This window comes from Flavobacterium sp. 1355, from assembly GCF_017833415.1.
In the GTDB taxonomy this organism is placed as follows: Bacteria; Bacteroidota; Bacteroidia; order Flavobacteriales; family Flavobacteriaceae; genus Flavobacterium.
On the sequence record NZ_JAFICC010000007.1, the window covers coordinates 179,975 to 206,511 of the forward strand.

Below are 26,537 nucleotides of genomic sequence, written 5' to 3' on the forward strand. Positions count from 1 at the left end.
GGAACTATTTGCATCCCAGACGAAGAATAGTTAGTTTGTAAATGTGTAGTTGGCATTGTTTGTTGTTGAAAATATCTAGTGCTACTACCATTTGAATTTATAGCTTGACCCAGTGCATTACCATTTGCATCATTATTATAGTGAGTTATTAATGACAACCCATTTTCTCCTCTAATTATTTTCCCAATGCATAGATTCATATTCTGCAAACGTACCCATGCCAGGAGCTCCAAGTAATGTATTATCAATTACTCCATCCAAACCCATCAAACGCATGCCCTAACTCATGAGCAACCGATATAGGAAGGTCTACTGTTACTTCCCATTTCATTAGGACCTCCTGTTGTATTGGAAGGGTCCCAACTAACCCTACCCGAAATACCTCCTGATGAATTACTACCTTCTCCGATAGCTATAAATTTAGAGTTTTTCTGTAATTCCCCAACTAGTTCTGCTCCAGCCTTACCACTTCTAATTTTATCTAAAGCAGCGGGTATTTTTCACCTTAGGATCAATATTCATCCATCGACCAAGTGCAGGGTCATAATTACGTGCCCCATAATTTTTAAGAACATGATTTTAGAAGATAAACTTACTGTTTTATTACTCAAATCCAAAAATAGATCTTCAAAACAGCAGTAAAAATCACTAAACTTTTACTGAAACAAATTGTCCTGCGGTTGAGTCGTTTCAGATGAGTTCTGAGTGTCAGATTCTTCCTTTCAATATGATTTGTTCCGAAACGTTTGATAGAATGCACTTTCTCATCAATCAGATACCTATAGTTTTTAAGTCTGTCCGTAAATATCTTCTTAGCGTCAGATAATTTGAGAGTTTCCAAAACACGATTCAGCGTTTTATTAGTTCGTTTCCCAACATTAAAACTCACCACATTTTTAGAGTTCTTTTCCAGAGCATAAACCAACCATATATAATTTTTCTTGTGTCTGATATACGTGCACAGCTCATCAACTTCATAAGTTTTGCCTCTGCTGATAATTGGTTTGGTAATACTTCTGGCAATTGATATAATTCTTTTCAATAATGTCGTAGCAGATATTTTCAGTATTCTTGCGGTGCTTCTTATTCCTAGTCCTTCCTTTGTGAACAACACTATCTCCTGATTGATATCCCTTTTGTAGGCGTTGTAGCTATAGTCAATCTGCTGTCTTCTTTGACAAACACAACATTTATAACGCTGATTTCCGTTAGATTGAAATCCATTTTGTATGCATTTACCATTGCAAAATTACATTTTATTTTCATGACCTAATTTGAAACACTAAGGTAAGGCAAAAGCATTGTAAGGCTTATTAAAAGACAAAAAAAGAAAGAGACGACCTGCTGGCCGTCTCTTTTCTATTCAATAATTAAAGTTTTATATTCTTTTTCAGTTAGTTAAGTGATTAAATTATAAAAACACCTAATCTGTAACATTACCCCAACAACGAATATATTACTACTTAATCTGAAACACTATCGAATTTTGTAAAACAAAAATCTTTACTTGAATTGGACAATTCTTTTAATAATTTTTCTGGCAGTTTTATATTTTCTTTACAGAAATTTTTTAGTTTATAATTATTTAAACTGTCTCTCATTAAAACATTAGCTGTTTGGATATCGCTGGAATAAAACCAAATATTTTCCTGATTATCAACATAAATTAACCAATCTTGATTTTTTCCAAATGACATAAATACACTTTGTTGGTAAATTAATTTATTATCTTTATCAGCAACTCCATACGTCAAGCTACCATCATTGTATTCTTTAAGAACTATATTTATGCTCTTTGAATAATATAATCCTGTTTCATTTATAAAAACATCTCCTTTTATAATTTTACTACTCTTCTTTTGACAAGAAAGAAAAGTCATCAATATTATTAGTAATATTAGTTTTTTCATTTTCAATTTATTTTTTATCTTCTATAACCACGTCTTCCACTTGTAGTTGTTCCTTTATTATCATTATACTCTTTAGCGTCTTTTCTATTAACTTGTACAGTTTGTTTCCATCTTATAGTTATGTCATAATCTTTTGCACTACCTTTATAATAATCTGCATAAACATTATCTCCGCTGTACTTGTTAGGATTAATTCTGTCACGCCATTTTAAAGAATAATCAAATGTAAAAGTTTCATTCTTAGAATTATATTTACCTGTAACTTCATAACTAAAATAAAGTGTTCCATGAAGTATTTCATATCCACTAAAATAACCATCTTGTATTTCAACATGAAAGTTAGAAGATTTTTTAGTTATAGTATTAAGATGTTTTTCAATCATTTCATTTGCAATACCATTTGAACTTGATATCAATAATTCATTTATTATATCATTATCTCTCATGTATTCCCCCCAGTAACCTTCATTATAATTTAAATCTCTTCCTGTACCATTTGTCCAATGAGAAAAAAGCTCATACCCACGAGCATCGAATAGAAAATTATTTGGCCACCAATTAGGAGTATTAACAGTAAAATTTCTAAATATCCAATCGTTATATCTTTTTATAGGACCTGGACCTTCATTACTTTTCTTACTGCCATCCGTATTTAAACCTTGACTTGCCATTGCTTCTGAAAACTTACACTTTGGCCTGTATTATTCACATAACCTCCTCTATTATAGTCATAATGCTCTCCTTCTGCACCACTTGGGTCTGCCCAAAAAATTGGACTATTATCAAAAGCAACATAAGGAGACATCGAATAGTGCGTTATCGGGTCTTGAACCACCCATCTTGCAATAGTAGGGTCATATTGACGCATGTCCATCGCATACATGTTAAGCCCCATCTCGTCCTGCAACTCTTTTCCATTATACTTATACTTATAATTAGAATTAACGACAGGTGCCCCATACCCCATATGTTTTAAGCCAAAAGGATAATAATTGCTCTCTTCCTTAATAGCCAGTATCTTGTCATAGCTCAGGTATAAATATCATTTGGTATCATATCGAAAAAATTCTGGTTTTATGCTTAGTGTGGGCTTCTTATTTTTCTAGTAGCGGGAACCAGACTCTAAACAGTACATTTTTTTTTAATATTTTGTTGTACAGTTTTCAAGATTTTTATCTCTTCACATTTAGACAATCTATATCATCAGTAACTCTGGAACACAATGTTGCATTTTACTCCATTTTAGATTATTTAAGGCAATATTAAAACAAAAAAGATGAGTATTTATGTTCCATTTTAAATTACTTTTTGTTGATATTAATTCTATTTCAACATGTTAGAAGTCTAAATCTCATATCACTAACTTTGAAACATTACTGATTTAGATATAGATTTTTAAGATAGAAATTAAACGCAGTATAACAAAAGTAATAAATATATATTTTAAATATTTATTACTTTTTTCTTTTGTAGAAGAATTAAATCCATTAATAATATATATTTGCTATTGTAAAAGGGCTAAAAAAAAACGGTTTGATTATCTAAAACATTATTTTAAAATGATAGACAATAAATATGTCGAAAAAGCAAATAATTTACTCAAAGTAATCGATATTGCAATTGAGGTTATTAAAGAATTCCCTCCAAAAGATTTTAATTCTAATCACATAGAAACCTTTGTTAATGGTTATTTAGAATTTAAAAATAGAATCGAAAATGCAGAAGCACAATATAAAAATTTGAAAAGTCTTTCCTATGTTGAAAATGATTTATTTACTTATTTTCAAGAGGGAAATGGTAAAGCAGTGAACGAATTTTGGATTAAAGTAAGAGAACATAATCTACCATTTAAACGTATTAATAAATTACCAAAGATACTTAAGAGGAAGAAGATTAAAAATAGAATAGAATACGACTATATAACTGATGTTATACTTCCATTTAAACAAGAAAAGATTATAACAGATGATCAGGTTAATTTGTTAGAGAGTCTATTAAAAGATTTTGAATCAAAAAAATAAAAGGGGCAAAATGCCCCTTTTATTTTTAATTAGAATTTCAATGTTTTCCCCCAATCTATATATTTTGTCAGGTTATCATTTTTTGGACTAATACCATTAATGCTATTACCCGAAATACCTGCTTTCCTATAGCTTTCAATTTGTAATTGCTCACTTCCCCTAATTGCCCAATAAGCAGAATCTAACGCCCTAGTTGTATAACCCCCAGGAATCGTCGCAGCAGCAAATGTTGAAAGAGTAGCCGCGCCATACCCTTTAATGTGATGTGTAGCATCACGAGCCTTTACTATACTTTCAGGAGTTCCATAACCACTTGATCTACCTACGTATACTTTACCGTCTTTACTCTTCTTAGTGTATGTAACATAGTAAAAGCCAGACGGATCAAGTGCTCGATCTATAGCATCAGTCACATTATTCACCTCACTTGCTAAAGCAGCTCGATTATCCCATAACCATACACCTGAAGCAGCTCCATATACTACTGGTATCAAAACATCATCTGCAATACCAATTCCAGTGGCATCATCTGCTGCCAAGCCTATGGCAGCAATCGATGCATATTTAAATGAGCTATGATTATATTTTCCTTTTTTCGGTGGATCTCCTCCTTCTCCCTCGGTATTTGCACTTTCACCATTACTAGCTGTCGCAGTTCCGTTATTATTAAAAGTCCATTTTGTTTCCTTATTATCATCTGATTTCCTCACCAATTCGTCAATAAATGACTTCGATAATCTACCATCAGGGTCTACAAAAAATAATGGATCATTGTATGCGTAATTGTATGGTGACCAACGTCTTGATACTTCGGCAGCAGGATCAATATTCATAAATCTGCCAAGTGCAGGATCATAATTACGTGCGCCATAGTCGTAAAAGTTAAGCCCCAGCTCGTCTTGGAGCTCCTTTCCGTTGTACTTATACTTATTCTCAAAACCAATTTTAACTGTGTTATACCCTTCCTGTTTCAGACCGAAAGGATAGAAATTGCTCTCTTCCTTAATCGCCAGAGTTTTGTCATAACTCAGTCGAATATTACCCAAATGATCTTTGTACTGGTAAATGTATTTATAAGAACTTCCTGAAACCTCAACATAACCTTCTGCCGTTGGGAAAAACTTTAATGCATTATTTTCGTACTGATAACCTCCAAGATAATCTGTAGTGATATCAGAGGTTGGTGGATTACAAAAACCGCTACATGAAGTGGCTTTATTAAAACTCTTTTAAACATTGATTACAAATAACTATTAAAATCTGTTTCATTTATTTTTTCATTGTAAAATAGTTCAATAATTTTTGCTGACTGTGCATCAGCATTTGAACCAAACCTCATTGTTGTAAAATAAGTTAATTTTTTAAATTTGTTATAATCTCCGTATATGACAGTAGAAAATGAATTTGCTTCACCATCTTTAACTGTTTCAGATTTAGCTAATAATGCAGTCTTCAAATCGAAATATAGGTATGTAATTTTACCATTTATTAGTGTGGCTTTTATTTTATTACATTTTCTTGATTCAAAATCCTCTATAGAAACATATTCTAATTTATAAAGGGACGTATCTAAATAATCCAATTCATTAAAAATATTCTTTTTAAATTCTTTATCTTTAAATTGATCTTGATTAGCAAGAACCTTCTTTCCGTCAGACAATTGATACCCTAATTTTCCATCATACCAAGATTTATAAACTGTACGATCCTGATATAAGATTTCAAAACTTCCTTTATTAGGTATCATCTCTTTTGTAATCCAATTAACAGCTCGCCCATCCATTTGCGTTTCCGAGTTACAATAGAGAGTGCTTATACTTTTTAAAAAAGATTTTCCTCCCATAGCTTCAATCGCATTTTCAACAATTTTAATGGCTTTGCTATCTTGTTGTGCATTAATAGAATTTGTTAGAATACAAAATGCAATTATGATATATAACTTTAATTTGTTCATTTTTATTATTATTTAAATATTGATTTATTGCCTTTTAACAAAGAAAGATATAATTAATGCTAGTATACCAAATGCAACCAGAATAAGAATCCGGTAATATTTAGAATTATAGTATTTATTAAATGCATTATCATTTGGTTTTTTCTTAAAATCTACTAAAGTGTAAATTATAAATGCTATTCCGATAATGTAATATATGTACATCATATGTTTTTTTATTTTTTATCTCTAATTTCATCTCCGAGCTTATCTACTCCATTGAAAAGGTTATCAGAACGATTTGTTCTGTTGGTCCAAAGACACTTGATCCTCCAATTTTCCTAGAAGCTGTTTCAATTACTGCTTTTGTTAAGACTTTCTCAAAGGTTAAATTGCCTTCAAACGCATCATTTACTAGCTCTCCACCAGTACCAACCACTGAAATAATTCCTCCAACTTCTGCCATACCTGCTGCTAAAGGTGCTCCATATCCAGTAGCAGCTACTGGAATTGCCAATGCAGTCATTCCATCACCAAGATTTTGCATTAAACCAGGTACAATATCACCTATTACATCCATACTTCCTTTATGTTTAGATATCAAAGTACCATCATCTGTAGTCACACTAACATCATCAACATTCATTTTTTCACCATTATTTACAACAAAATTTCCATCCGGAGCAAAATTAATCATCGTACTATAATCGCCCGTATGAGCAGTTCCATTAGCAAAAACTTGTTTTACATTTCCGTACCCTTTTGCTTCTGCCTGTTCTTTAGTTTTAACATCATTATCATAAGTTATATGTTGTTGACCATTAGCACCAGTCCAATTTATCCAATCATCAGGAGCCATTCCATCTGGATCAATAAAGTAAATTGGATTATCAAAAGCATAATTATATGGGCTAAATCTTCTCATCTTTTCAGCCAAAGGGTCAATATTCATCCAACGTCCTATTGCAGGGTCATAATTCCTTGCTCCATAGTCGTACATGTTAAGCCCCAGCTCGTCTTGTAACTCTTTGCCATTGTACTTATACTTATAATTAGAATTAACAACAGGTGCCCCATACCCCATATGTTTTAAGCCAAAAGGGTAGTAGTTATTTTCGTCCTTAATCGCCAGAGTTTTGTCATAACTAATACGAATGTTACCCAAATGATCTTTGTACTGGTAAATGTATTTATAAGAACTTCCGGAAGCCTCCACATAACCTTCTGTGGTTGGGAAAAACTTAAGTGTCGTGTTCAATAGCGGGAAAGCCATCCGCTATGGCATGGCTTTCTTTATTGATTTTTATATGAGTAGGAAAATCACACCAGTCCAAACAATATTTTTATTTATAAATGAACTTGTTTTTGCTTAAATTGTACTTATAATTTCTTTGGTTTTTTTCATAAAAACCATCAAAACCAAAAAAAACAAATTCTTTCCAACCTTCAAAATGTTGCTTTGCTAACTTTTTATTGGAAAAATTAAGTAAACCAATATATATAATAGTATCATTCGATTTGTCCACAAAACCAATATACTGTCTGTTATACTTAAAAAATTTATTTTTAACATTTTTAGGGTCTCTATACTTAGCTTTAATTTTAGATTTATCTAAATTTAGACTGTCTAAAATAGTGGTTTCGTATTCGTAATAGTTTTTAAATAAAAAATTCTCTGTTTTTTTTACGTCATCAATTGTTGGAGTATATGGGATTTTATAATTGGGTTCAACAAATGGATATTTCGTGTTTACATCAAAAATAACTCCTTCACCACAATAATATCCCTCTAGTTTAATCATTTTAGGATATTGTAAAATACTAACTAATAATATTAAAGCAATTTTTTTCATATTTATTTATATTGAAAAGGTATAACTGTTGTTGTAGTTCCTGATATAGGAACTATTTGCATCCCAGACGAAGAATAGTTAGTTTGTAAATGTGTAGTTGGCATTGTTTGTTGTTGAAAATATCTAGTGCTACTACCATTTGAATTTATAGCTTGACCCAGTGCATTACCATTTGCATCATTACTATAGTGAGTTCTTAATGACAACCCATTTTCTCCTCTAATTCTATTTTCCCAATGCATAGATTCATATTCTGCAAACGTACCCATGCCAGGAGCTCCAAGTAATGTATTATCAATTACTCCATCCAAACCATCAAACGCATGCCCTAACTCATGAGCAAGACCGATATAGGAAGGTCTACTGTTACTTCCCATTTCATTAGGACCTCCTGTTGTATTGGAAGGGTCCCAACTAACCCTACCCGAAATACCTCCTGATGAATTACTACCTTCTCCGATAGCTATAAATTTAGAGTTTTTCTGTAATTCCCCAACTAGTTCTGCTCCAGCCTTACCACTTCTAATTTTATCTAAAGCAGCGATAGCTTTGCCTAAATATCCTCCAATCGATTTGTTTCCATTTTTGTCAACTTTAGCATTTTTACCATTATAATTATCCCATTTTCCAGTTTTACTATTTTTGGAATAAAGATTTCCGTTTTCATACAATATATTTGTCTTGTCTTGTTTGGAATAAATTAAAATGCTATCTCCTTTTATATCATTAAAAAGTATTGGATTGTTTGCTCCGTATTGATATGGATTAATATGGTAATACTTTTCTGCAAATCTATCCATATTCATAAATTTACCAATACTAGCATCATAATTACGATTTCCATAGTCGTACATGTTAAGCCCCAGCTCGTCTTGAAGTTCCTTTCCGTTGTACTTATACTTATTCTCAAAACCAATTTTGACTGTGTTATACCCTTCCTGTTTCAGACCAAAAGGATAATAATTGCTCTCTTCCTTAATAGCCAGTGTCTTGTCATAACTCAGTCGAATATTACCCAAATGATCTTTGTACTGGTAAATGTATTTATAAGAACTTCCGGAAGCCTCCACATAACCTTCTGCTGTTGGGAAAAACTTAAGTGCCGGGTTCAACAGCGGTTCCTTCACATACTGATACCCTCCCAGATAATCGGTTATGGTCTCGTTTGTACCTTCCGTAACGGTTTTGCGCACCTTCTGCCCCGCTGCATTGTAAAGATAAACAATGTTTCCTGTTGTCCCAAAAGTTATTTTGGCAGGCAGGTTCAGGTGGTTGTAGGTAATGGCGGTGATGTTTTTGTTATTGTCTTTGGTCATATTGCCATTGGCATCATAACTGTAATCATCTGCCGTGTTGGCGGCACTGTCCACAAAACCGCCCGCTTTGTAGGTGGTGGCGTTATCCACGACTTTTGTAAGCTGGTTGGTACTGTTGGCTGTACCGTAACGGTAAGCCAGCTTATCGATCTGCTGCAGGGCAGTCGGGTTTCCATTACGCGTAAGGGACATAATATTTCCGTTCTTGTCATAGCCTAGGGTTTTAAAAAGTAATCGTAAAAAGTCGGGAGACTTTTATCAGATTTAGAATTTTTAAGAAATAAAAAAATTGCGCAAAGTCAGAGACATTTGCGCAGCTTTTCATAAGAACACTTCGGAGAGCGGGGGAGCTGCTTGATATAAAACTACTGAATCATCTAATCATAACCTCGGAGACTTATTACTCCTTTGCGGATGAAGGCGCCTTGTAGGCGCCATTTACCATATTTTATATTGGCATACTCTGCAAATATATCTTTGAATGCCAGGCTTTGTCTTTCCATACTTTGTCATCTTTCGAATATCACAAACACATCTGTAACACCTAGTCTGGTTTAAGTTCATTTTTTTCGATTTAATACATTATAAAATAAAAAACAGCCCGAAGGCTGTCTTAATTTTTATGCGATATTACTATAAATATCTGATTTTCTGTAAATGTTAAATGCAATAATTAACCACCAACACATCTGATACATTACCCAATTACACTAACTTAAAAGAGAGGGCAAATATTTCTATTTTACTTCCTGTGGATGCAGTCAAAATTTCAAATCCACGCAAATCTTTTATTCCTTCATAAAGTTTAGACCATTTTTCCTTAATTTTTACTAAGTCTATGTTTGAATCATCGATTATGTTAGCATCAGATATACATTCTTCGGCAATTATACCAAAATTCAAGGATAAATTAGCGTAATAAACATCATTAAAAATCAGTTTATTTTCAATTCCAGACGGCCAAACAATATGTAATTCTATACTATCATTTAGTCCTGCATTACTTCTATCAATATTAATGCTGTTTAAAGTAGCATCGTGCCACTCTAATAAAGTAAAATCTTTATTTTCCATAGTTAAAATCCTGGGTCTTTATCTTTTCCGTTAGGGCTGTAATGTTTTCCTTTTCCATTTTTATGATAGTGTGAATAATTTGGACCTTTTTTACCAGCAGGTGTAGCTGGATCAATTCTTAAAGATTCATTAAACTTTCCATTCTCCATTGTTCCATAAGAGGAAGTCCCCGGAGGATTATGCGGATTCTCGATCAAATCTGCACCAATAGTGTATTTTCCTTCTACCTGCGGAATTGCAACTCCTTGCTCAGTGACTATAAAATCAGGCGTCGCTTTTGCTGTAGCACCTTCGCTTGCTTCTGTCGCAACAGAAGTGCTGGTCGAATTTGCACTGGCACTTGATTCACCGCTAGCTCCGCCTCCTTTACCTGCTTTGTGAGCTATTACAATTGCTGCCACATTAACAACAGTGGCCCCGATTGCTCCCGGATCTCCATTTGCTGCCTTTTGGACTGTTTCAACTGCATTTTTAGCTCCGCTGGTTTCGTACACTGATTGCGCGTACTGTTTAGCTGCGCCAGAAACACCTCCTGTTTTGTATGCTGAAGCTACTTTTTGCGTTGCATTTACTCCATTTCTAATACCGCTGTAAGTACCTGTAAGAGCACCTTTAATCATATTTCCACCAGCTGACCAAGCTCCTCGTGCATATGCCTGTATCCATTGACCAATACCAGGTCCTGGCCACATTCCATCAGGGTCAATAAAATACACTGGATTATCCATTGCATAATTATAAGGAGACCATCTTCTTCCTTTTTCTGCTAATGGGTCAATGTTCGTCCAACGGCCAAGTGCAGGGTCATAATTTCTTGCCCCATAGTCGTAAACCCCAAGCCCCAGTTCGTCTTGGAGCTCCTTTCCGTTGTACTTATACTTATTCTCAAAACCAATTTTAATATTATTATACCCCTCTTGTTTCATACCGAAAGGATAGAAATTGCTCTCTTCCTTAATAGCGAGCGTCTTGTCATAACTCAGTCGGATATTCCCCAGATGATCTTTGTACTGGTAAATGTATTTATAAGAACTTCCGGAAGCCTCCACATAACCTTCTGCCGTTGGGAAAAACTTTAATGCATTATTTTCGTACTGATAACCTCCAAGGTAATCTGTAGTGATGTCAGATTTCCCTGTTTCACTTACAATCTTTCGCACCTTTTGCCCCGCTGCATTGTAAAGATAAACAATGTTTCCTGTTGTCCCAAAAGTTATTTTGGCAGGCAGGTTCAGGTGGTTGTAGCTAATGGCGGTGATGTTTTTGTTATTGTCCCGGGTCATATTGCCATTGGTATCATAACTGTAATCATCTGCCGTGTTGGCGGCACTGTCCACAAAACCGCCCGCTTTGTAGGTGGTGGCATTATCCACGACTTTTGTAAGCTGGTTGGTGCTGTTGGCTGTACCGTAACTGTAAGCCAGCTTGTCGATCTGCTGCAGGGCAGTCGGGTTTCCGTTACGCATAAGGGACATGATATTCCCGTTCTTGTCATAGCCCAGGGTCTCGTCATAAAAATTATTCACTGTACCGGCCTGTTTAAAAATCCCTGTCTTTAAACGGTTTAGGTTATCATACACATACCCGTACCCCCTTACAACAGGAGTTGCCTCCGAGGCACTTGACCAGTACGTCTCGGCTATGTTTCCGTTATACAGGGCTTTGACCCCTGTAGTGGTGGTGGTATTGTAATTGACCTTAAAGGCAAACAGGTCTTTTGGGTCCCCTGTCTTTGCCAGGGCATTAACGTCGTTTATGCCCGTGAGCCATCCACGGATGTTGTAGGTATAATCTATTTTTTGGGTACTGCCGCCCACTTTTTTGGAAACCAGCTGGCCCAGCTCGTCATAGGTATTGGTAAAAAGGGTCTCGGCCGTGGCAGTTCCGATCTGGTGGGTCTGGCTGATGAGCCTGTCCTGCGCAGAGTAGGTATAGGTCTCGGTTGTTTTGAGTACCGGGTCTGTTGCCAGCCTGCTGTGTGTGGTTATGGTATACTGCAGCTGCCCTGAGAAGGCATCAAGTTTACTGTCCGTACAGGTAAACCCTCCAAGGAAGTTCTGCGTATAGGAACGCACCGGTCTTGCCTTGGCATCATATAGGCTGTAGGTTTGTTCGTATTTGTAATTGGTACTCAGGTCCGGAACCCTTATCCAGGATCCTGTGGCAAGCCCGATGGGTTTTGTTGTGGCGTTATAATAAACCGCCTGGCTTACCCCGGCAGTATTTGCTGCAACGGTGGCCGGAATGGTGGCAGGGGCATCGGGAAAGTTATAATCATCATAATAGTTCACGCTCAGTACATGATACCCCGATGTTGGCCAGGCTGCGTTGTTATACCTGAATTTTACTCCTGTTGTGGCAGGTATGATCGTATTGGTTGCCGTGACTATTTTAGTTTCATTGAAATTTGCCGTGAGTGCATTTTGGGCATCCTGCAGTGTTTTTCTGGTTGCAGCGGTTACCGTAGCGGGTAACCAGCCGGTAATCACCGGCCTGTTAAACGCGTCGTATTTTGTAATGGACCATCCTGCTGTGGTGATATCGCTAAATGGGGAATTGGCCGGGCCTGTGGCCACGACCCTGTCGAGTTTATCATACACTATAAATTCCCACTGTTTGCCGGGCAGTTTTTTCTCTACCAGGCGGTTACGGTAATCATATTTATACTGGTAGCATAAATTATCCAAAACGGCCTTGTTGTCATCTATAACGGCGCTGAAGGTACTGCCGGCCTGGGCATGAAATCCCGGCAATAACCGAATGGAATTGGAAGCTGTTAAATGAAGGGCAGCACTCGCTGAGGTAAGCTGTACTGTCGAGGTCAGATCAGCCTGGGCGCTTGTAGTACCCAGAAGGTCTGTGGCCTTGGGCGGGATCACATAGGTCAGGTTGCCATAAATATCGTATACGTAGTAGGTGTCATGTTTTTCATTGGCTGTCCCTGATTCTACCGTCCCATAGGTTCTTTTCAGCACTACCTGCCCTTGTTTGTTTTTAAACTCAACTGTTGCTCCATTAATTTCTGATGGTGTAGCAACTGTATTTTCATCATAAGTAATCGTTTTGTAAAGCACATTTGGATCATAAATTCCACTGTTTAGTATTGTAGTGTATAATCCAAGCGTAGCATTCCATGCTGTGGTGGCATAATAATAGGTAAGCTCACCGGCAATATTAGATTGATAATCCATTTTTATTTCATGTCCCGAACCTGATTTCCAATCATTTCCTGGAGAAGCCTGTTTTAATACTCTATTTAACGGAGAAGATTCTAGCTGCTTTTCACTAAAAGGATTATCATTTGCACTGCCATAATTTGTTTTATATTGCTTTGTTAATTCAAATTCTAAAAGTGACGGAAGCATAAAATTTAGTGAAGTCTGATTGGATGCGAAAGGAAGAAATTCTTTGGTTTGTCTTCCTAAATCATCATAATCAATATGCGTTATAATATCTTTTCCTGTTGCAGAATATTGATTGTTAATTTGTTGCATAGGTCTTCCCAAGCCATCAAAATAAGTAATATTAGTTTGGGCCTGATTTGGTGTTGGGTTGACAAAAACTTGCGCTGTTTCTTTTTTATAAGTTGTACTAATAATGTAATTAGTGTCAGGTATAGGGATATTTGAACAATCGGACCCTGTACCATAAACTAAAGGGCAGTTATCTGAGTAGTCAATTACGTAATTAGATCCTGGCCTTGTACACTGCTGAATAAAATTTAAAGGATCTCCTAAATCATCACCATCAAGATCGGCATACCATTTCGTCCCTGGATTTAGTGAAGCTGCGTTATCATTACAATCTCCAATTTTATCTACATATTTTGGCAGCTGTAAACCAGGACTTGCTGATATAATATATGCAGTATTAGCAGAATTTCCGTAGCCATCGCCATCATTATCCCAGTAATAAAGTATAGGAGGTATATTAGTTATTATAGCAGTTCTATCATCATAATCTAACTTGTTAGTTACATACTTATCCGGTCTGACACTAGCATATATACTAACATTGGGATCTCCAAAAGTGTCTCCATCATAATCAAAATAAAATGTTTGTGGAGTTATATTGGTAATAAGTTTATTATTGTCATCCAAATCATCATTTGTAGCTGCAAAACCAACAGGCTGCGTACATGCCTTTGTTGTCGAACCGTTTATTGCACCATGGCCGTCTAAATCTGCATCACGATACCAAACTGTATCAGCTGTTTTTATACTTGGATCAGTATCATCACAATCTTGTTGATTCGCAACATACCCATTAGGTTTTGTTGGGCTAAATACATAATCGTTAGGGTCTCCGTAACCATCCTTGTCCGAATCCCTGTTCCATTGGTAATCTGTTTGACAATTATCACAAGGCTCTGTTGGATCAACAGGCTCGACATAACTTTGTATTATAACTGTGCTTTCCGCTTTTGTCGTTTTATCTTGTGCAAATCCTGAAAAAATGAAGATTTGCAATAATATTATAAGTAATAATTCTTTCTTCATTTTGTACTAATTAGTTTTATAATGATATTGGTTTTGGGAAAGTATTTTTCCGTTTGAATCTTTTACAACCTCCAAACGATTAAAAGTATCATATTGATAGTATGTTGTCAAACCTTTAGAGTCAGTTACAGAACTAATACCAACTAATGGTTTATAGGTATAAGTAGTTACCATTGCTTTTGGCAAAGCAGCCCTTAGGTTATTTAATAATAAAATCAAATTTGCCTCTGTCCCTGAGTCTGATTCTGCTTGCAAATTGGCAACATAAGAAGATACGTCAGTGTATAATGCATTTTCTATTTTTGCAATAGGTTTTGTTTTATTGTAGCCCCATATTATAGCAACAGGAGAACCGCTCTCTTGTTTATATTCCAGAATATTACCATTACCGTTATCAAATAGTGAAAAAACAATTTTTCTATCATCAGCAGTTGTTACATCTATGTCTCCGGCACCTCTGATTTCATGAATCTCTTTTGGCAACAATAGGTTTCCTGTAGCGTTGCTTTCTTCATATTTTGTAATATTTTCTGAGGTCTGTACCGTGTTAATCAATGTTTCTGTTTTAACAGGTGTGTCAATTCTGTTTTGATTAACTAGCTTTTGCATATTTACCGCTTGTTTTGAGGTTAACAAGTCTGCAGGATAATAATATCTGGATTCTAAATTTTCTCCAACAGAAGAATTCGATGTTTGAGAAGTTAATTGAAGATGATTAAGACCATTATAACTATAATTTGTAATTGTTGTTATGGGATTTTTTCCGTTTATATCATATAAGTTTGTTGTTGTATTCGCCAGATATATAAAGTAAGAAATATATTTATATGGCATAACATCCAGATGCTCTATGGTAGGAATTCCAACATATTGGCCAATAGAAGCATGATTAGTAATACATGGATGCTCAATATTTACAGTTTTATTAATCGCCCCTGGTACTATACAATTGTTACTGGCATCTTTCTGATGAAAATGAATAGCAGTACAATATTTAACAGGATACACCTCAGCTAAATTACTGGCATTACACAAGCATTGATCTTGCCTGCTTGTGGTAAAAATTCCTGGGGCAGGATTATAAATTGCATAATTAATTACTGTCGGTGTATTTAAGTCTTTGACGTAATTATTTATAACTTCTTTTCTTAAAACCAAACTATTATTGCTTTTTTCGAATGTTCTGGTTTTTAATAATTTTCCATTATTCCATCCTAAATTTGTCCATGGCACATTTCTAAACTCACGATCTCCCCTATATATATGTTCCCTGTAATCTTTATTTATAATAAATTCATTTTCTTCACAACCATTTGAGTCACTGGTTCCTTCTGTTACGGTAACAAATTGATAAAAAATATTAGATCCCATTTCGAACATAGAAGATACACTACTTGAGTTTAAAACAAGGTCTGTGACAGTACAACTCAGATCATTGACTCCGGAATAACTTACATGGTCGCTAAAGTTTACATAATATGGTTCTTGCAGGAAATCTCCTGAAGATTTTGATTCGTTATATTTAGAATAACTATAGTTTTTTGTAACAGGATTAGTTTTGTATAGAGAAAAATCCTGGGTTTGTTTTACTCTTAATCCCCCAATCTGAATATTAGCAGGCACAATTGTAATCGTACCAGGGCGGTAGCTATAGGTTAAGTTTGCTGAAGTACAATTAGCCCCTACTATACTTAAAGTTACTTTGTATTGCTGGCCAGCTTGTGCGTTAAAATAGCTGTTCTTTGTCTCTGAGGTCATATTCTCTCGCAGAGATATAGATGTGGCACTGGTTACGGTTCCGTTATTTGATGTTAAGTAAAGATTTTCAGATTTTTGTGCAGTAACATTATAAACACTGTATGAGGCAACCCTTTTCCCTGTATCATCTAGTGGATCGAGACAATAAAAACTAATCCCTCCAATAAAGCTGATTTTTTGACTGCTTGAAACTGTAAATATTTTGGTTGCGCTATTATTAAATGTTTCTTTATCTGTTGTTGGATTTAGATATTCATGAACTGGCGGTGCATACTGTCTTGTTTCTCCATAATAAGTATTAGGTTCATAGGTTAACTCTGTATATCCTTTGGTAGGATAGGTAATTTTGTTTAAAAGACCTATTTGCGAATAACCTTGTTTAACTTCCCGATCTGCTGCCTGATAGTCAAAAGTTTCAAAGCCATAATCATTTATTCTTGGTATTAGCATCGAATTGTTAGCCCCATTAAAATAGCCCCAATGATCCTGACTCTTTGATAAACGAACAGGAAAGGTATTGGGACTAATATAACTGAAAGCATACTTATTCGTTTCTTCCAGAAAATGAAAACCATTTAAAAAAATTCTTTTATTGTTTGTTACCAAATAATCAAAGTCAATTTTTTCAATTATGTTTGAGGCCTTGCCTTTAACTGTGATTGTTTTGATAACAGTTGCTGGCTCATTAGTTGAAATTTTATCTTCATAATCAAATAATACACTGCCAAAATCAGCTTTATTACTAGTTATTGACGCAAGGCTCTTACCTATTATCCTAATAGTATGAGAAAAAATCCCGCTAAAAGTAATTCCTTTTATATAACCTTGTCCTGACGCACAATTTTGCATCAATGGATATGACTTTGATGCCTGCTGACTTTCCCCCTGAACGTATTCTTTAGTACTATTGACATACCCAAAATAAACTTCGTCACCTTTAGGATGAACAATTTTATTCAGATACCAAGCTGTAAATTTTATTGAAGGTATTGAATGCCCTCCACCTTGAGTTCTTAACATAGTTTGTTCTTTTTCCTGAAAAAAATATTTAACTCCGTCTGGTGCTGTTACAAGAAAAGAGTAAATTTCATCACCTGGATTATTAATTACTTCAATTCGAATATCGTTCCTCTCTAAAAAAACAACTTTATTATTATCATCAAAATAAAATTTTCCGGAGTAGTTCATAAAGTTGAACATAAACAAATCTCTCTCTCTTTCTTTACCATAATCTTCTCCATAAAAATTAAAGTATAATCTATTCATGACATCTGATGATGTAGAAGTGATATCAAAATGTTTTAATGGATAATCTTCATAATAGTCATCTTCCTGATTACGAATTATCCTTGTAATAACACCGCCTCCTATAAGATTCCATCCCAACCCTGTTACGCTATTTACATCGTCAACTTTAATTCCCCCGGAAGAATAATTAATAGAAAAAGGAACATTGATGTTATTTGTTTTATAAGTGAATAATGGCAATTGAATATTTGGTGTTCCCGTAAATAAACCTACCGGTGTATTGCCATACATAGCAAATTTAAATGCCTGTGGAGAAGGAGGAGTAATATTTGGCAAAAATTTACCCGGATCATTGTCTACATCCTGTGCAGTAACTTTTGTCAAGACAAGAATAAATAATAAACAATATAAAATTTTAATAGTGTTTTTAAAAGTAGTTTTAAACATAAAATAGATTCGTTTATGGTTTGGTGAATAGTACTATTGGTTTAATAAAACAGTTTCCTTCTCAATAAAAAAATTGAGAAATTTTATAACATGAAAAGAAGTACTGCTGTGATTAATTGAAAACTATAAAGTAAGAATAAATATGATGGAGATTAGGAATGTATTGAGAATGCTTAATTTTTGGAAGAAAGCAGATAAAATTTAAATTGCTTTTAATCAGAGTATAATTTCCTCATATGTATTTTAAATAAGTAATTGTTTTTGGCATGCAATGATAGTAAATATTTAGATTTTTTTAATAATATTAACATAATATTTCTTGTTTATATGTTAATTTTCTTATCACATGAATCATTGCATATTAATTAATGCTGTAGGTATAAAAAAAGCTCCAGATTTCTCTGAAGCTTTTTATCATATTCCAATACACTTTATTTACTAAGCCATAAACAAAGCATACTTATTATAATTATATAACACCTGATCATAAGGCACTAACTTAGTCGCTACTTTTTCTGAAGAAGCATCGAAAGTAATACCATTATGTTTTCTAAATAAATAGATTTCCTTAAGACAATTAGAAAGACTCTGATGAATGGATGTAGTAAAAGTTGGGAGCTGTTTATCTCCAACTAATAAATCGATTTGATAATTAGAACTGCTTTTAGAAAGATTATTTCCGATAATTCTTATCGTAAATGTTGTAGACTTTCCGTACTGTTGTCCTTTATATTGTACTACCATAATTTTATGATTAAAAGGTTATATTAAAATTTGTCTTAGAACTTGAATGAACTAAAGTTATGAAAAAAAGTAATAATTTAAATTTCGCCTTCAAAATTAATACTATTTTTTCTTCTTCAGATTTCAGGACATAAAAAAAACCGTAATAAATTACGGTTTTCAACAATTAACTAAATATATTTAATCAACTTGTTAACGAGAGTAAAATTCATTCATAAGCACGATTAATTTTGGGTTACAATTGTAGTTTCTTTTTCAGTATTAATTTCTAATAAAACAGGATTTTCATTTTCATCAAACATAATCATATTCAAGGAATCCAGCAACACGAGGTTTTTAGAAACTGTTCCTTTAAATTTATTATAAGAAAGGTTCATTTCTGATAAATTATGTAATTTTTCAAGCTCTCCCGGAATTTCTCCGTCAAAACTATTATCAAACAAACTCAGGTTCTCCAAAGCAGCAAAATTGATAACCTCCCTGCTCAGGTTTCCGGTCATTTTATTGTTATTCAGAAGCAAAACTTTTAGTGTCTGAATTTTATATAATGAGCCCGGTAATTGACCTTCAATTTCATTATTAAACAGCGAGAGAATTTCTAATTTTTGTAGTTTACCAATTTCTAGTGGCAGCTCTCCCGAAATTTTGTTTATAAAAAGGGCTAAATTTTTCAGCTTTTTTAGTTCACAAATAGAAGCCGGTAATGTTCCTGACAATTCATTTGAGGAAACATCCAAAGCTTCAAGCTCTTTGAGATTGTGGATCGCAACAGGAATTTGTCCTTTCAGATAATTATCATGCAAATCTATAGTGATAAGATTTACCAGATCAAAAAATTCTGCGGGCAATTGTCCCTTCAAATTATTGTTGGATAAATGTAATCCAACTACTTTTCCGTCTTTAGCCTGTACTCCATACCATGATGATACTGACGATGATAAGTTCCACTTTATTTTCCATTGCGCTCCATTAGTAGCATGGTACAATTTAATAAGGGCATCCTTTTCTTTGTCTGAAACAGTATCTGCAAAAATATTAAGAGAAAAAACAAGTGCTAAAAAAAGAGTGATTAAACTTTTCATAACAGATTTGGGGTTTTGCTTTCAGGATAAAATTATGCATTTTACACACACAAAGCCTTAAATGTAGACAAAGTGTTAATAAGTAATTTTTTAACATTCCTTTTACTACTTTACAAAAAATGGCGCAATGATGATCTTTTTTAGTAAATTTGATCAACTAACAATTAAACCTTTATATTATGGAAATTAATTTTATTGCACTACTGCTTGCTGCTCTTGTAACTCTTGCCGTAGGATTTGTTTGGTATAATCCAAAAGTTTTCGGAACCATTTGGATGAGAGAAAATAATCTCACACAAGAACAACTTCGAACCGGAAACATGTTGAAGATATTCGGATTGACGTATATCTTTTCCTTAATGATTACAATGACACTTATGTCGCTCACAATTCATCAGTCGGGAGCTGTCGGAATGGTTGGCGGGCCACCATTATTAGATGCAGCAAAACCTTCATTTGCTGCTTTTATGGCAGATTACGGAACAGCATACCGTACCTTTAAACATGGTGCTTTACATGGTTTTATGGCAGGTCTGTTTTTTGCTTTTCCTGTTATTGGAATTAATGGATTATTTGAAAGAAAATCATGGAAATATATTTTTGTACATGCAGGGTTCTGGATAGTTACTCTAACCTTAATGGGCGGAATAGTTTGCGGTTTCGCTTAATCATAAATTATAAAACCCGTTTGAAAATCTAAATCAAACGGGTTTTTCTTAATAATAACTTAAAGCGAATTGGTTATTATAAATATTATCTAATTTTGAAAAAATTAGCTTTCACTATTGAATACAACTTATTCTTTTCAAATATATAATAGCGCGTCTTTACTACCAACAGAATGGAACTCGCTAAGTACTCAAAATATTTTTTTGACCCGGGAATACCTTGAAGTGCTGGAAAAATCTTCCCCAGTAAACATGGCTTGCCATTTTATTGGAATTTTTAAATATGAAAAGCTTGTTGGTATTGCTTTGACACAATTTATTTTTGCCGAAAAGCTGGAGTCTTTTGGCGAACGCGACCAATGTTTAAAGACATCTGTGCGTAATTTTGCTTTCAAAAATTTTGCCTCGCATGTTTTGTTTGTAGGTAATAATATGCTTACTGGCCAAAATGCATTTTCATTTTCAAACGAAGTGAATGAAGCAAAAGTGATCAAAACACTTCATAAAGCGATCAATGAGTTAAAAAAAGATTTTAAAGCAAAAGGGCGCAAAGTTCACATTACCAGCATTAAAGATTTTACCGAAAAGGAAATTGAGCCCTTAAAAACAGAATTCAAAAACAACTTTACATTTTCGACACAGCCTAATATGGTTTTCAACATCAATTCTGACTGGAAAACAGAACAGGATTATATTGAAGCTCTTTCTAAAAAATATCGCGACCAATACAAACGTGCACGCAAAAAAAGTGAAGGGATTGAAAAACAGAAAATGTCTTTAGAGGATATCACTAAACATGAGGATGTTATATATGATTTATACTTTCATGTGGCAAAAAATGCTCCTTTCAATACTTTTTTTCTGGCCAAAAATCACTTTCGTGTTTTTAAGGAAATCATGAAAGAAGATTTTCTTTTCTATGGTTATTTTTTGGATGAAAAATTAATTGGATTCAACACTTTAATAAAAAACGGATCTGTAATGGATACCTATTTTCTGGGATATGATGAAAGCATCCAACGTGATAAAATGTTATATCTGAACATGCTTTATGACATGATTGCCTATTCTATCAATCAGGGCTTTAAAGAAATTATTTTTGCTAGAACTGCTCTCGAAATAAAAAGCTCAGTTGGCGCAAAACCAGTAAAAATGTATGGCCTCATCACCCACAGTAATGCATTAATTAACAAAAACATAGGCAGACTATTTGATTATCTGGAGCCAAAAACGGACTGGAAAGAACGAAACCCTTTTAAATAATATCCTGCTCACTTAAGGAATTGCTAATTTCATTTGCTTGTGCAAAATATGAATTTCAAGAGATGTCTGAGCGCCACAGTACTCTCCATCAATCTGAAAATTAACCGGATAATCTGTTGTAATGGTAGCCTTATCGGTTGAGATAATTACAATATCATCAGAATCAATTGGCATATTGCCCGTTATAATTTTTCCCAGTAATAATAAATCAAGACTTTTTAAAATAATTAATTCAAATTTTCCGTCATTTACAACACCATTCGGATTAATGGTAACACCTGTTCCATATTTCTGAGAATTGGCTATTACAATCATTCGTGCAGGATGTATACTTGTTTCTTTGTTTGTTGTAATTGTTGCTACAAAAGGCTCGTTGTATTCTGTAAGAGTTGTATATGCCTGCAACGCATAACCCCAAAAGCCCCTCAAATTGCTCTCCTCATAATTCTTAACCAAATCAGCATTAAGTCCTATATCACTTAAGTGAATACTTTTTTTACCATTAATACAAATCATATCCATTTCGATGTAATGATTCAAAAAGGCAATTTTAAGGTTTTCTTCGATCGTATTTGGTAAATTTAAATCGACAGATAAACCATTGGCAGAACCGGCAGGCAGAATACCAATTATTACATCGTGCTCCTCCATGGCTTCTGCAACCATTTTTATAGTTCCGTCTCCCCCCGCAACAACAATTCTCTGCGGTTTGTGTTCTTCATATAATAAGCGCAGGGTTTTAATATCCTGCTTTCCTGTGGTCTCATAAACCTTTAAATTAAAATTATTGGTGATCGAAAACTCGTATACTGCGTCTATTAAGTCTGATTTGTCTAAATCTCCAGAAATTGGATTTACAACAAAAATGATGTTATTTTTCAAAATTTAATTTTTAAAACCGATTAAAATAATTAATTTACATATATAAAAGTACACAATTAATGAAACCAATTCTACAATTATATCGGGGTTATGCTAATGAACAGGAATTAATCGTGATGGGTCATGTCTTTAAAAGGTTGTATGATTATGATTATCAGAAGAGAAACTTTAAAAATGCAACCTCAATAATCAATCAGTTTAGAATAAAAACTATCAAAAATTATGATGTTTACCTAAAATTTGGTAATCACGAAATTCATTCTAAAACGTTAGACGACGGTTATTTTAAATTTTGTATTCCGATTGAAAAAGAATTTGATTTTGGATGGATGGAATACGAAGTAAGCATAAAACACAAATCAGAAACAATAACCGCCAAAGGAAGTTTTATAAGGCCACACGAGGGGAACCTGGGGATAATATCAGATATCGATGATACTTTCCTTATTTCACATACCCGAAATATATTTAGAAAAATATACATCCTTCTGTTTAAAAATGTGAATGACCGCAAAGTTTTTGAGGGGGTTGTACCTCATTATCAAGCATTAAGTTCAGCAGGAAGAAATAATAAAGACGAACAAAATGCTTTTTTTTATGTGTCAAGCAGCGAATGGAATCTCTACAATTTTATTGTAAAATTTACTAAAATTCATCAGTTACCAAGAGCCGTAATTTTATTAAAGGACATTAAAAGAGGGGTTACGGATTTTTTTATAAGTGGCAGAGGAAATCACAATCACAAATTTGACAAAATAAAACATGTTTTAGAATTTTATCCAAATTTAAAATATGTCCTCTTGGGAGATGACTCGCAACACGATCCTTTTTTATACGAGCAAATCTGCAAAATATTTCCTGTAACAGTCAAGGCTGTATACATTAGACAAACCGGCAAACATCAAAAAGAAAAAACAAAAGCCGTTTTGAAAAATTTAGAAGATTTAGATGTTTCTGTCTGTTATTTTAAAGAAAGCAGCAAGGCAATTATGCACTCAAAATCTATTGGAATCATTAAGTAAATTATAAAAGCAAAATGTATAAAAAAACGCAGATTCCAACTGTGATTGAAATCTGCGATTAAATAACTATGCGTTAAAATTATCTATCTCCTCCTGAACAATTTCCCAATCCAGAAGCAATTGATCTAAATCTGCTTTCTTTTTGTTGTAAGCAGTAAAAAATGATGCATCTTCGATATGTTTATCATAATTTGAAGCCAGCATTTTATCATCGTGCTGAATATCTTTTTCTAATTGTTTGATCTGACTTTCAACTTTACTTAATCTGTTCTGTAGCGCTTTACCTTTTTTCTGATCTTCGTATGACGTTTTATTGCTTTCTTTTGGAGCTGTTACTTTTGCAACATCTTTTTTCTCAACTTCACGCATGTTTTCCATGTTGCGCTGTTCTAAGAAATAATTGATATCACCCAAATATTCTTTAATTTTTTGGTCCTTGAATTCATAAACGATATTAGACATTCCCTGAAGAAAATCCCTGTCGTGAGAAACTAATAATAAGGTTCCGCCAAATTTTTGAAGTGCCGCTTTTAGAACATTTTTCGATTTAATATCCAAATGGTTCGTAGGCTCATCCATCAGCAATACATTAATTGGCTGTAATAAAAGTTTACAAAGTGCCAAACGGTTACGTTCACCTCCCGAAAGCACTTTTACTTTTTTCTCTACATCGTCTCCGCGAAATAAAAACGAACCTAACATATCACGAACTTTAGAACGATTAGTATCCGTTGCAGCATCTTCCATTGTTTGCAGCAATGTGATTTCTCCGTCTAAGTATTCTGCCTGGTTTTGCGCAAAATACCCTAATTGTACATTATGTCCTAATTTAATAGTTCCCTGATATTCAAACTCGTTTACCAGTGCTTTAATAAAAGTTGATTTTCCTTGTCCGTTTTGACCAACAAAGGCTATTTTACTGCCTCTTTCTACAAGCAGGCTTATATCTTTCAGAATCGTTTTGTCGCCATAAGATTTTGTAACATTCTCTGCTTCGATCACTACTTTTCCAGGTTCTTTTGATACTGGAAATGAAATATTCATAACCGAATTGTCATCTTCATCAACTTCAATTCGTTCTACTTTATCTAATTTTTTAATCAACGATTGCGCCATCGAAGCTTTAGAAGCTTTTGCACGGAATTTCTCGATTAATTTTTCTGTTTCTTCAATTTTCTTGGCTTGATTTTTTTGAGTTGCCAATTGTTTTTCACGAATTTCATGACGCAATTCCAGGTACTGAGAATAAGGCTTGTTGAAATCGTATGCTTTTCCTAATGAAATCTCGATAGTACGATTAGTCACGTTATCCAAAAACATTTTATCGTGTGATACAATTACCACAACACCTGGATAATTACGAAGAAAACTTTCCAGCCAAATAATACTTTCAATATCTAAGTGATTGGTAGGCTCATCCAGAAGCAATACATCATTTGATTGCAATAAAAGTTTAGCCAGCTCTATACGCATTCTCCAGCCTCCTGAGAAGGTTTCGGTTTGGTTATTAAAAACCTCTCTTTTAAAACCTAAACCTAAAAGAATTTTCTCGGTATCTCCCACATAATTATAACCTCCAAGAAGTTCAAAACGATGTGTATAATCAGACAGATCTTCTATAATCTGACCATATTCTTCACTTTCATAATCAGTTCTGGTGACCAATAAATGATTTATTTCTTCAAGTTTTTTCTCTACAACTTTAATATCTGTAAAAGCTTCATACGCTTCTTCTAATACGGTCCTTCCTTGCTCAAAATCTATATCCTGACGCAAAAATCCCATTCGAATATCTTTTTCCTGAGAAATAACCCCAGAGTCAGGAGCAAAATCTCTTGCCAGCATTTTAAGCATCGTCGATTTACCTGCACCATTTTTCCCCACAAGACCAACGCGGTCTCCTGCTCCTAAACGAAAAGTAACTTCTTCAAATAAATATGTTCCTCCAAATGAAACCGACAGATTGTGTATGTTAAGCATAATGTATTGACTATTGCTAAGATGTAATGGTTCAGTAAACCATTGTGATTTATTAATTTAACGTATAATCAACTGCAAATACGGTCGATTTTTAATATACGTTTTGAAAGTGCAAAAGTATAACATTTAATTGAAGTTTTAACTCTCAATAATAATAGCTTTTATAATAATCTTACAGGGTATAAAAAGTATATTGTGAAGTATAAAAAACGTCATGCTTCTAACTTTAAATTTCACTTTTGCGTAAGAACAAAAATTAAAATGAAATCTTAAATCAAACTAATAAGGAAACTGACCGGATCGCCTATCAAAAAGACGCTATTGCTTCATAAAAACAAAGTTTATCCCTATCTTTACATCTGTTTTCTAATACAATTTCCGTACGATTTAACTGATTTTAAATCACTCTTTTTTAATTTTTATAACACAGTCAATATTAAGATGTTCAACAAAGGATCTAAAATAAAAAGCATTTTTACAGGAAGCTGCCCGAGATGCCAAAATGAAAGCATGTACTCTGATCAGAATCCCCTTCATTTAAGTAAAGTTTTAAAGATGAATGATCATTGTGGGCACTGTGGGCTAAAATATCAAATTGAGCCGTCTTTCTTTTACGGAGCAATGTATGTTAGTTACGGATTAAATGTTGCGGTAGGAATTGCAGCATTTATAGTTTCTTTTGTGATTTTTGGAACAACAATAGAACAATCGTTTCTAAGTATTATAATAACCCTAGTTTTATTATTTCCATTTGTATTACGTCTTTCAAGAAATATTTATATCAATATGTTTATTTCGTACGATCCAAAATATGATCCGAAAGCAAAGATGTAATAA

Annotated in this window: 21 protein-coding genes and 1 pseudogene; 6 read left to right on the top strand and 16 right to left on the bottom strand. The window is 33.9% G+C overall.

Annotation, left to right across the window (positions count from 1 at the left end; all coding sequences use genetic code 11):
- Positions 1-607: 607 nt before the first annotated feature.
- The 4 genes from JOD96_RS10785 to JOD96_RS10800 all read right to left on the bottom strand — a co-directional run bounded on the left by JOD96_RS10785 (position 608) and on the right by JOD96_RS10800 (position 2,943).
- Complete coding sequence (locus JOD96_RS10785; protein ID WP_410744287.1) at positions 608-1,231, bottom strand: IS1 family transposase; 624 nt, start codon at positions 1,229-1,231, stop codon at positions 608-610.
- A 232-nt stretch (positions 1,232-1,463) separates the two neighbouring features.
- On the bottom strand, positions 1,464-1,910 hold the full coding sequence (locus JOD96_RS10790) for a hypothetical protein (protein WP_209564272.1): 447 nt from the start codon (positions 1,908-1,910) through the stop codon (positions 1,464-1,466).
- A gap of 14 nt (positions 1,911-1,924) precedes the next feature.
- Entirely contained in the window at positions 1,925-2,581 is a 657-nt protein-coding gene (locus tag JOD96_RS10795) for a hypothetical protein (protein ID WP_209564273.1), read from the bottom strand.
- Positions 2,563-2,943, bottom strand: a complete 381-nt coding sequence (locus JOD96_RS10800; protein WP_317195290.1) for an RHS repeat-associated core domain-containing protein — start codon at positions 2,941-2,943, stop codon at positions 2,563-2,565. Before JOD96_RS10800 ends, JOD96_RS10795 begins: the two co-directional genes overlap by 19 nt.
- A gap of 526 nt (positions 2,944-3,469) precedes the next feature.
- On the opposite strand from JOD96_RS10800, the gene JOD96_RS10805 reads away from it, so the two are divergent.
- Positions 3,470-3,931, top strand: a complete 462-nt coding sequence (locus JOD96_RS10805; protein ID WP_209564275.1) for a hypothetical protein — start codon at positions 3,470-3,472, stop codon at positions 3,929-3,931.
- A 29-nt stretch (positions 3,932-3,960) separates the two neighbouring features.
- Here JOD96_RS10805 and JOD96_RS22570 read toward each other — a convergent pair whose 3' ends face one another.
- From JOD96_RS22570 to JOD96_RS10830, 5 genes are all read right to left on the bottom strand, one after another.
- Positions 3,961-4,977 carry an RHS repeat-associated core domain-containing protein gene (locus JOD96_RS22570; protein ID WP_317195289.1) on the bottom strand — a complete coding sequence of 339 codons (1,017 nt, stop codon included), beginning with the start codon at positions 4,975-4,977 and terminating at the stop codon, positions 3,961-3,963.
- 194 nt (positions 4,978-5,171) lie between these two features.
- Positions 5,172-5,885 carry a hypothetical protein gene (locus JOD96_RS10815; protein ID WP_209564276.1) on the bottom strand — a complete coding sequence of 238 codons (714 nt, stop codon included), beginning with the start codon at positions 5,883-5,885 and terminating at the stop codon, positions 5,172-5,174.
- Between the two features lie 250 nt (positions 5,886-6,135).
- On the bottom strand, positions 6,136-7,122 hold the full coding sequence (locus JOD96_RS10820) for an RHS repeat domain-containing protein (protein WP_245188392.1): 987 nt from the start codon (positions 7,120-7,122) through the stop codon (positions 6,136-6,138).
- 85 nt (positions 7,123-7,207) lie between these two features.
- Positions 7,208-7,717 carry a hypothetical protein gene (locus JOD96_RS10825; RefSeq protein ID WP_209564278.1) on the bottom strand — a complete coding sequence of 170 codons (510 nt, stop codon included), beginning with the start codon at positions 7,715-7,717 and terminating at the stop codon, positions 7,208-7,210.
- Positions 7,718-7,719: 2 nt separating this feature from the next.
- Entirely contained in the window at positions 7,720-9,225 is a 1,506-nt protein-coding gene (locus JOD96_RS10830; protein WP_209564279.1) for an RHS repeat-associated core domain-containing protein, read from the bottom strand.
- A 140-nt stretch (positions 9,226-9,365) separates the two neighbouring features.
- Between JOD96_RS10830 and JOD96_RS22535 the strand changes: the two are divergent.
- Positions 9,366-9,464: pseudogene (locus tag JOD96_RS22535) on the top strand (JAB domain-containing protein); the annotation flags it as partial.
- Between the two features lie 274 nt (positions 9,465-9,738).
- Here the strand turns inward: JOD96_RS22535 and JOD96_RS10840 are convergent.
- From JOD96_RS10840 to JOD96_RS10860, 5 genes are all read right to left on the bottom strand, one after another.
- The gene (locus JOD96_RS10840; protein WP_209564280.1) at positions 9,739-10,107 is read right to left on the bottom strand and encodes a hypothetical protein; all 369 of its coding nucleotides are present in this window, start codon (positions 10,105-10,107) and stop codon (positions 9,739-9,741) included.
- A 2-nt stretch (positions 10,108-10,109) separates the two neighbouring features.
- Complete coding sequence (locus tag JOD96_RS22460; RefSeq protein ID WP_245188393.1) at positions 10,110-14,606, bottom strand: DUF6443 domain-containing protein; 4,497 nt, start codon at positions 14,604-14,606, stop codon at positions 10,110-10,112.
- Positions 14,607-14,612: 6 nt separating this feature from the next.
- Complete coding sequence (locus tag JOD96_RS10850) at positions 14,613-18,059, bottom strand: SpvB/TcaC N-terminal domain-containing protein (protein WP_209564281.1); 3,447 nt, start codon at positions 18,057-18,059, stop codon at positions 14,613-14,615.
- Positions 18,060-18,497: 438 nt separating this feature from the next.
- Positions 18,498-18,803, bottom strand: coding sequence for a hypothetical protein (locus JOD96_RS10855; RefSeq protein WP_209564282.1), 306 nt, complete (start codon positions 18,801-18,803; stop codon positions 18,498-18,500).
- A 224-nt stretch (positions 18,804-19,027) separates the two neighbouring features.
- Entirely contained in the window at positions 19,028-19,885 is an 858-nt protein-coding gene (locus tag JOD96_RS10860) for a Two component regulator three Y domain protein (protein WP_209564283.1), read from the bottom strand.
- 179 nt (positions 19,886-20,064) lie between these two features.
- On the opposite strand from JOD96_RS10860, the gene JOD96_RS10865 reads away from it, so the two are divergent.
- Both JOD96_RS10865 and JOD96_RS10870 read left to right on the top strand, forming a co-directional pair.
- On the top strand, positions 20,065-20,553 hold the full coding sequence (locus tag JOD96_RS10865; protein ID WP_209564284.1) for a DUF1761 domain-containing protein: 489 nt from the start codon (positions 20,065-20,067) through the stop codon (positions 20,551-20,553).
- Between the two features lie 117 nt (positions 20,554-20,670).
- A complete protein-coding gene (locus tag JOD96_RS10870; RefSeq protein ID WP_209564285.1) occupies positions 20,671-21,816 on the top strand; it encodes a peptidogalycan biosysnthesis protein in 1,146 nt (381 codons plus the stop codon).
- A gap of 12 nt (positions 21,817-21,828) precedes the next feature.
- On the opposite strand, the gene JOD96_RS10875 is transcribed toward JOD96_RS10870, so the two are convergent.
- The gene (locus tag JOD96_RS10875; RefSeq protein ID WP_209564286.1) at positions 21,829-22,698 is read right to left on the bottom strand and encodes a diacylglycerol/lipid kinase family protein; all 870 of its coding nucleotides are present in this window, start codon (positions 22,696-22,698) and stop codon (positions 21,829-21,831) included.
- Between the two features lie 59 nt (positions 22,699-22,757).
- Between JOD96_RS10875 and JOD96_RS10880 the strand changes: the two genes are divergently transcribed.
- On the top strand, positions 22,758-23,720 hold the full coding sequence (locus JOD96_RS10880; RefSeq protein ID WP_209564287.1) for an App1 family protein: 963 nt from the start codon (positions 22,758-22,760) through the stop codon (positions 23,718-23,720).
- 66 nt (positions 23,721-23,786) lie between these two features.
- Here JOD96_RS10880 and JOD96_RS10885 read toward each other — a convergent pair whose 3' ends face one another.
- A complete protein-coding gene (locus tag JOD96_RS10885) occupies positions 23,787-25,700 on the bottom strand; it encodes an ABC-F family ATP-binding cassette domain-containing protein (protein WP_209564288.1) in 1,914 nt (637 codons plus the stop codon).
- Between the two features lie 441 nt (positions 25,701-26,141).
- Between JOD96_RS10885 and JOD96_RS10890 the strand changes: the two genes are divergently transcribed.
- The gene (locus JOD96_RS10890; RefSeq protein WP_209564289.1) at positions 26,142-26,534 is read left to right on the top strand and encodes a DUF983 domain-containing protein; all 393 of its coding nucleotides are present in this window, start codon (positions 26,142-26,144) and stop codon (positions 26,532-26,534) included.
- The last annotated feature ends 3 nt before the right edge of the window (positions 26,535-26,537 follow it).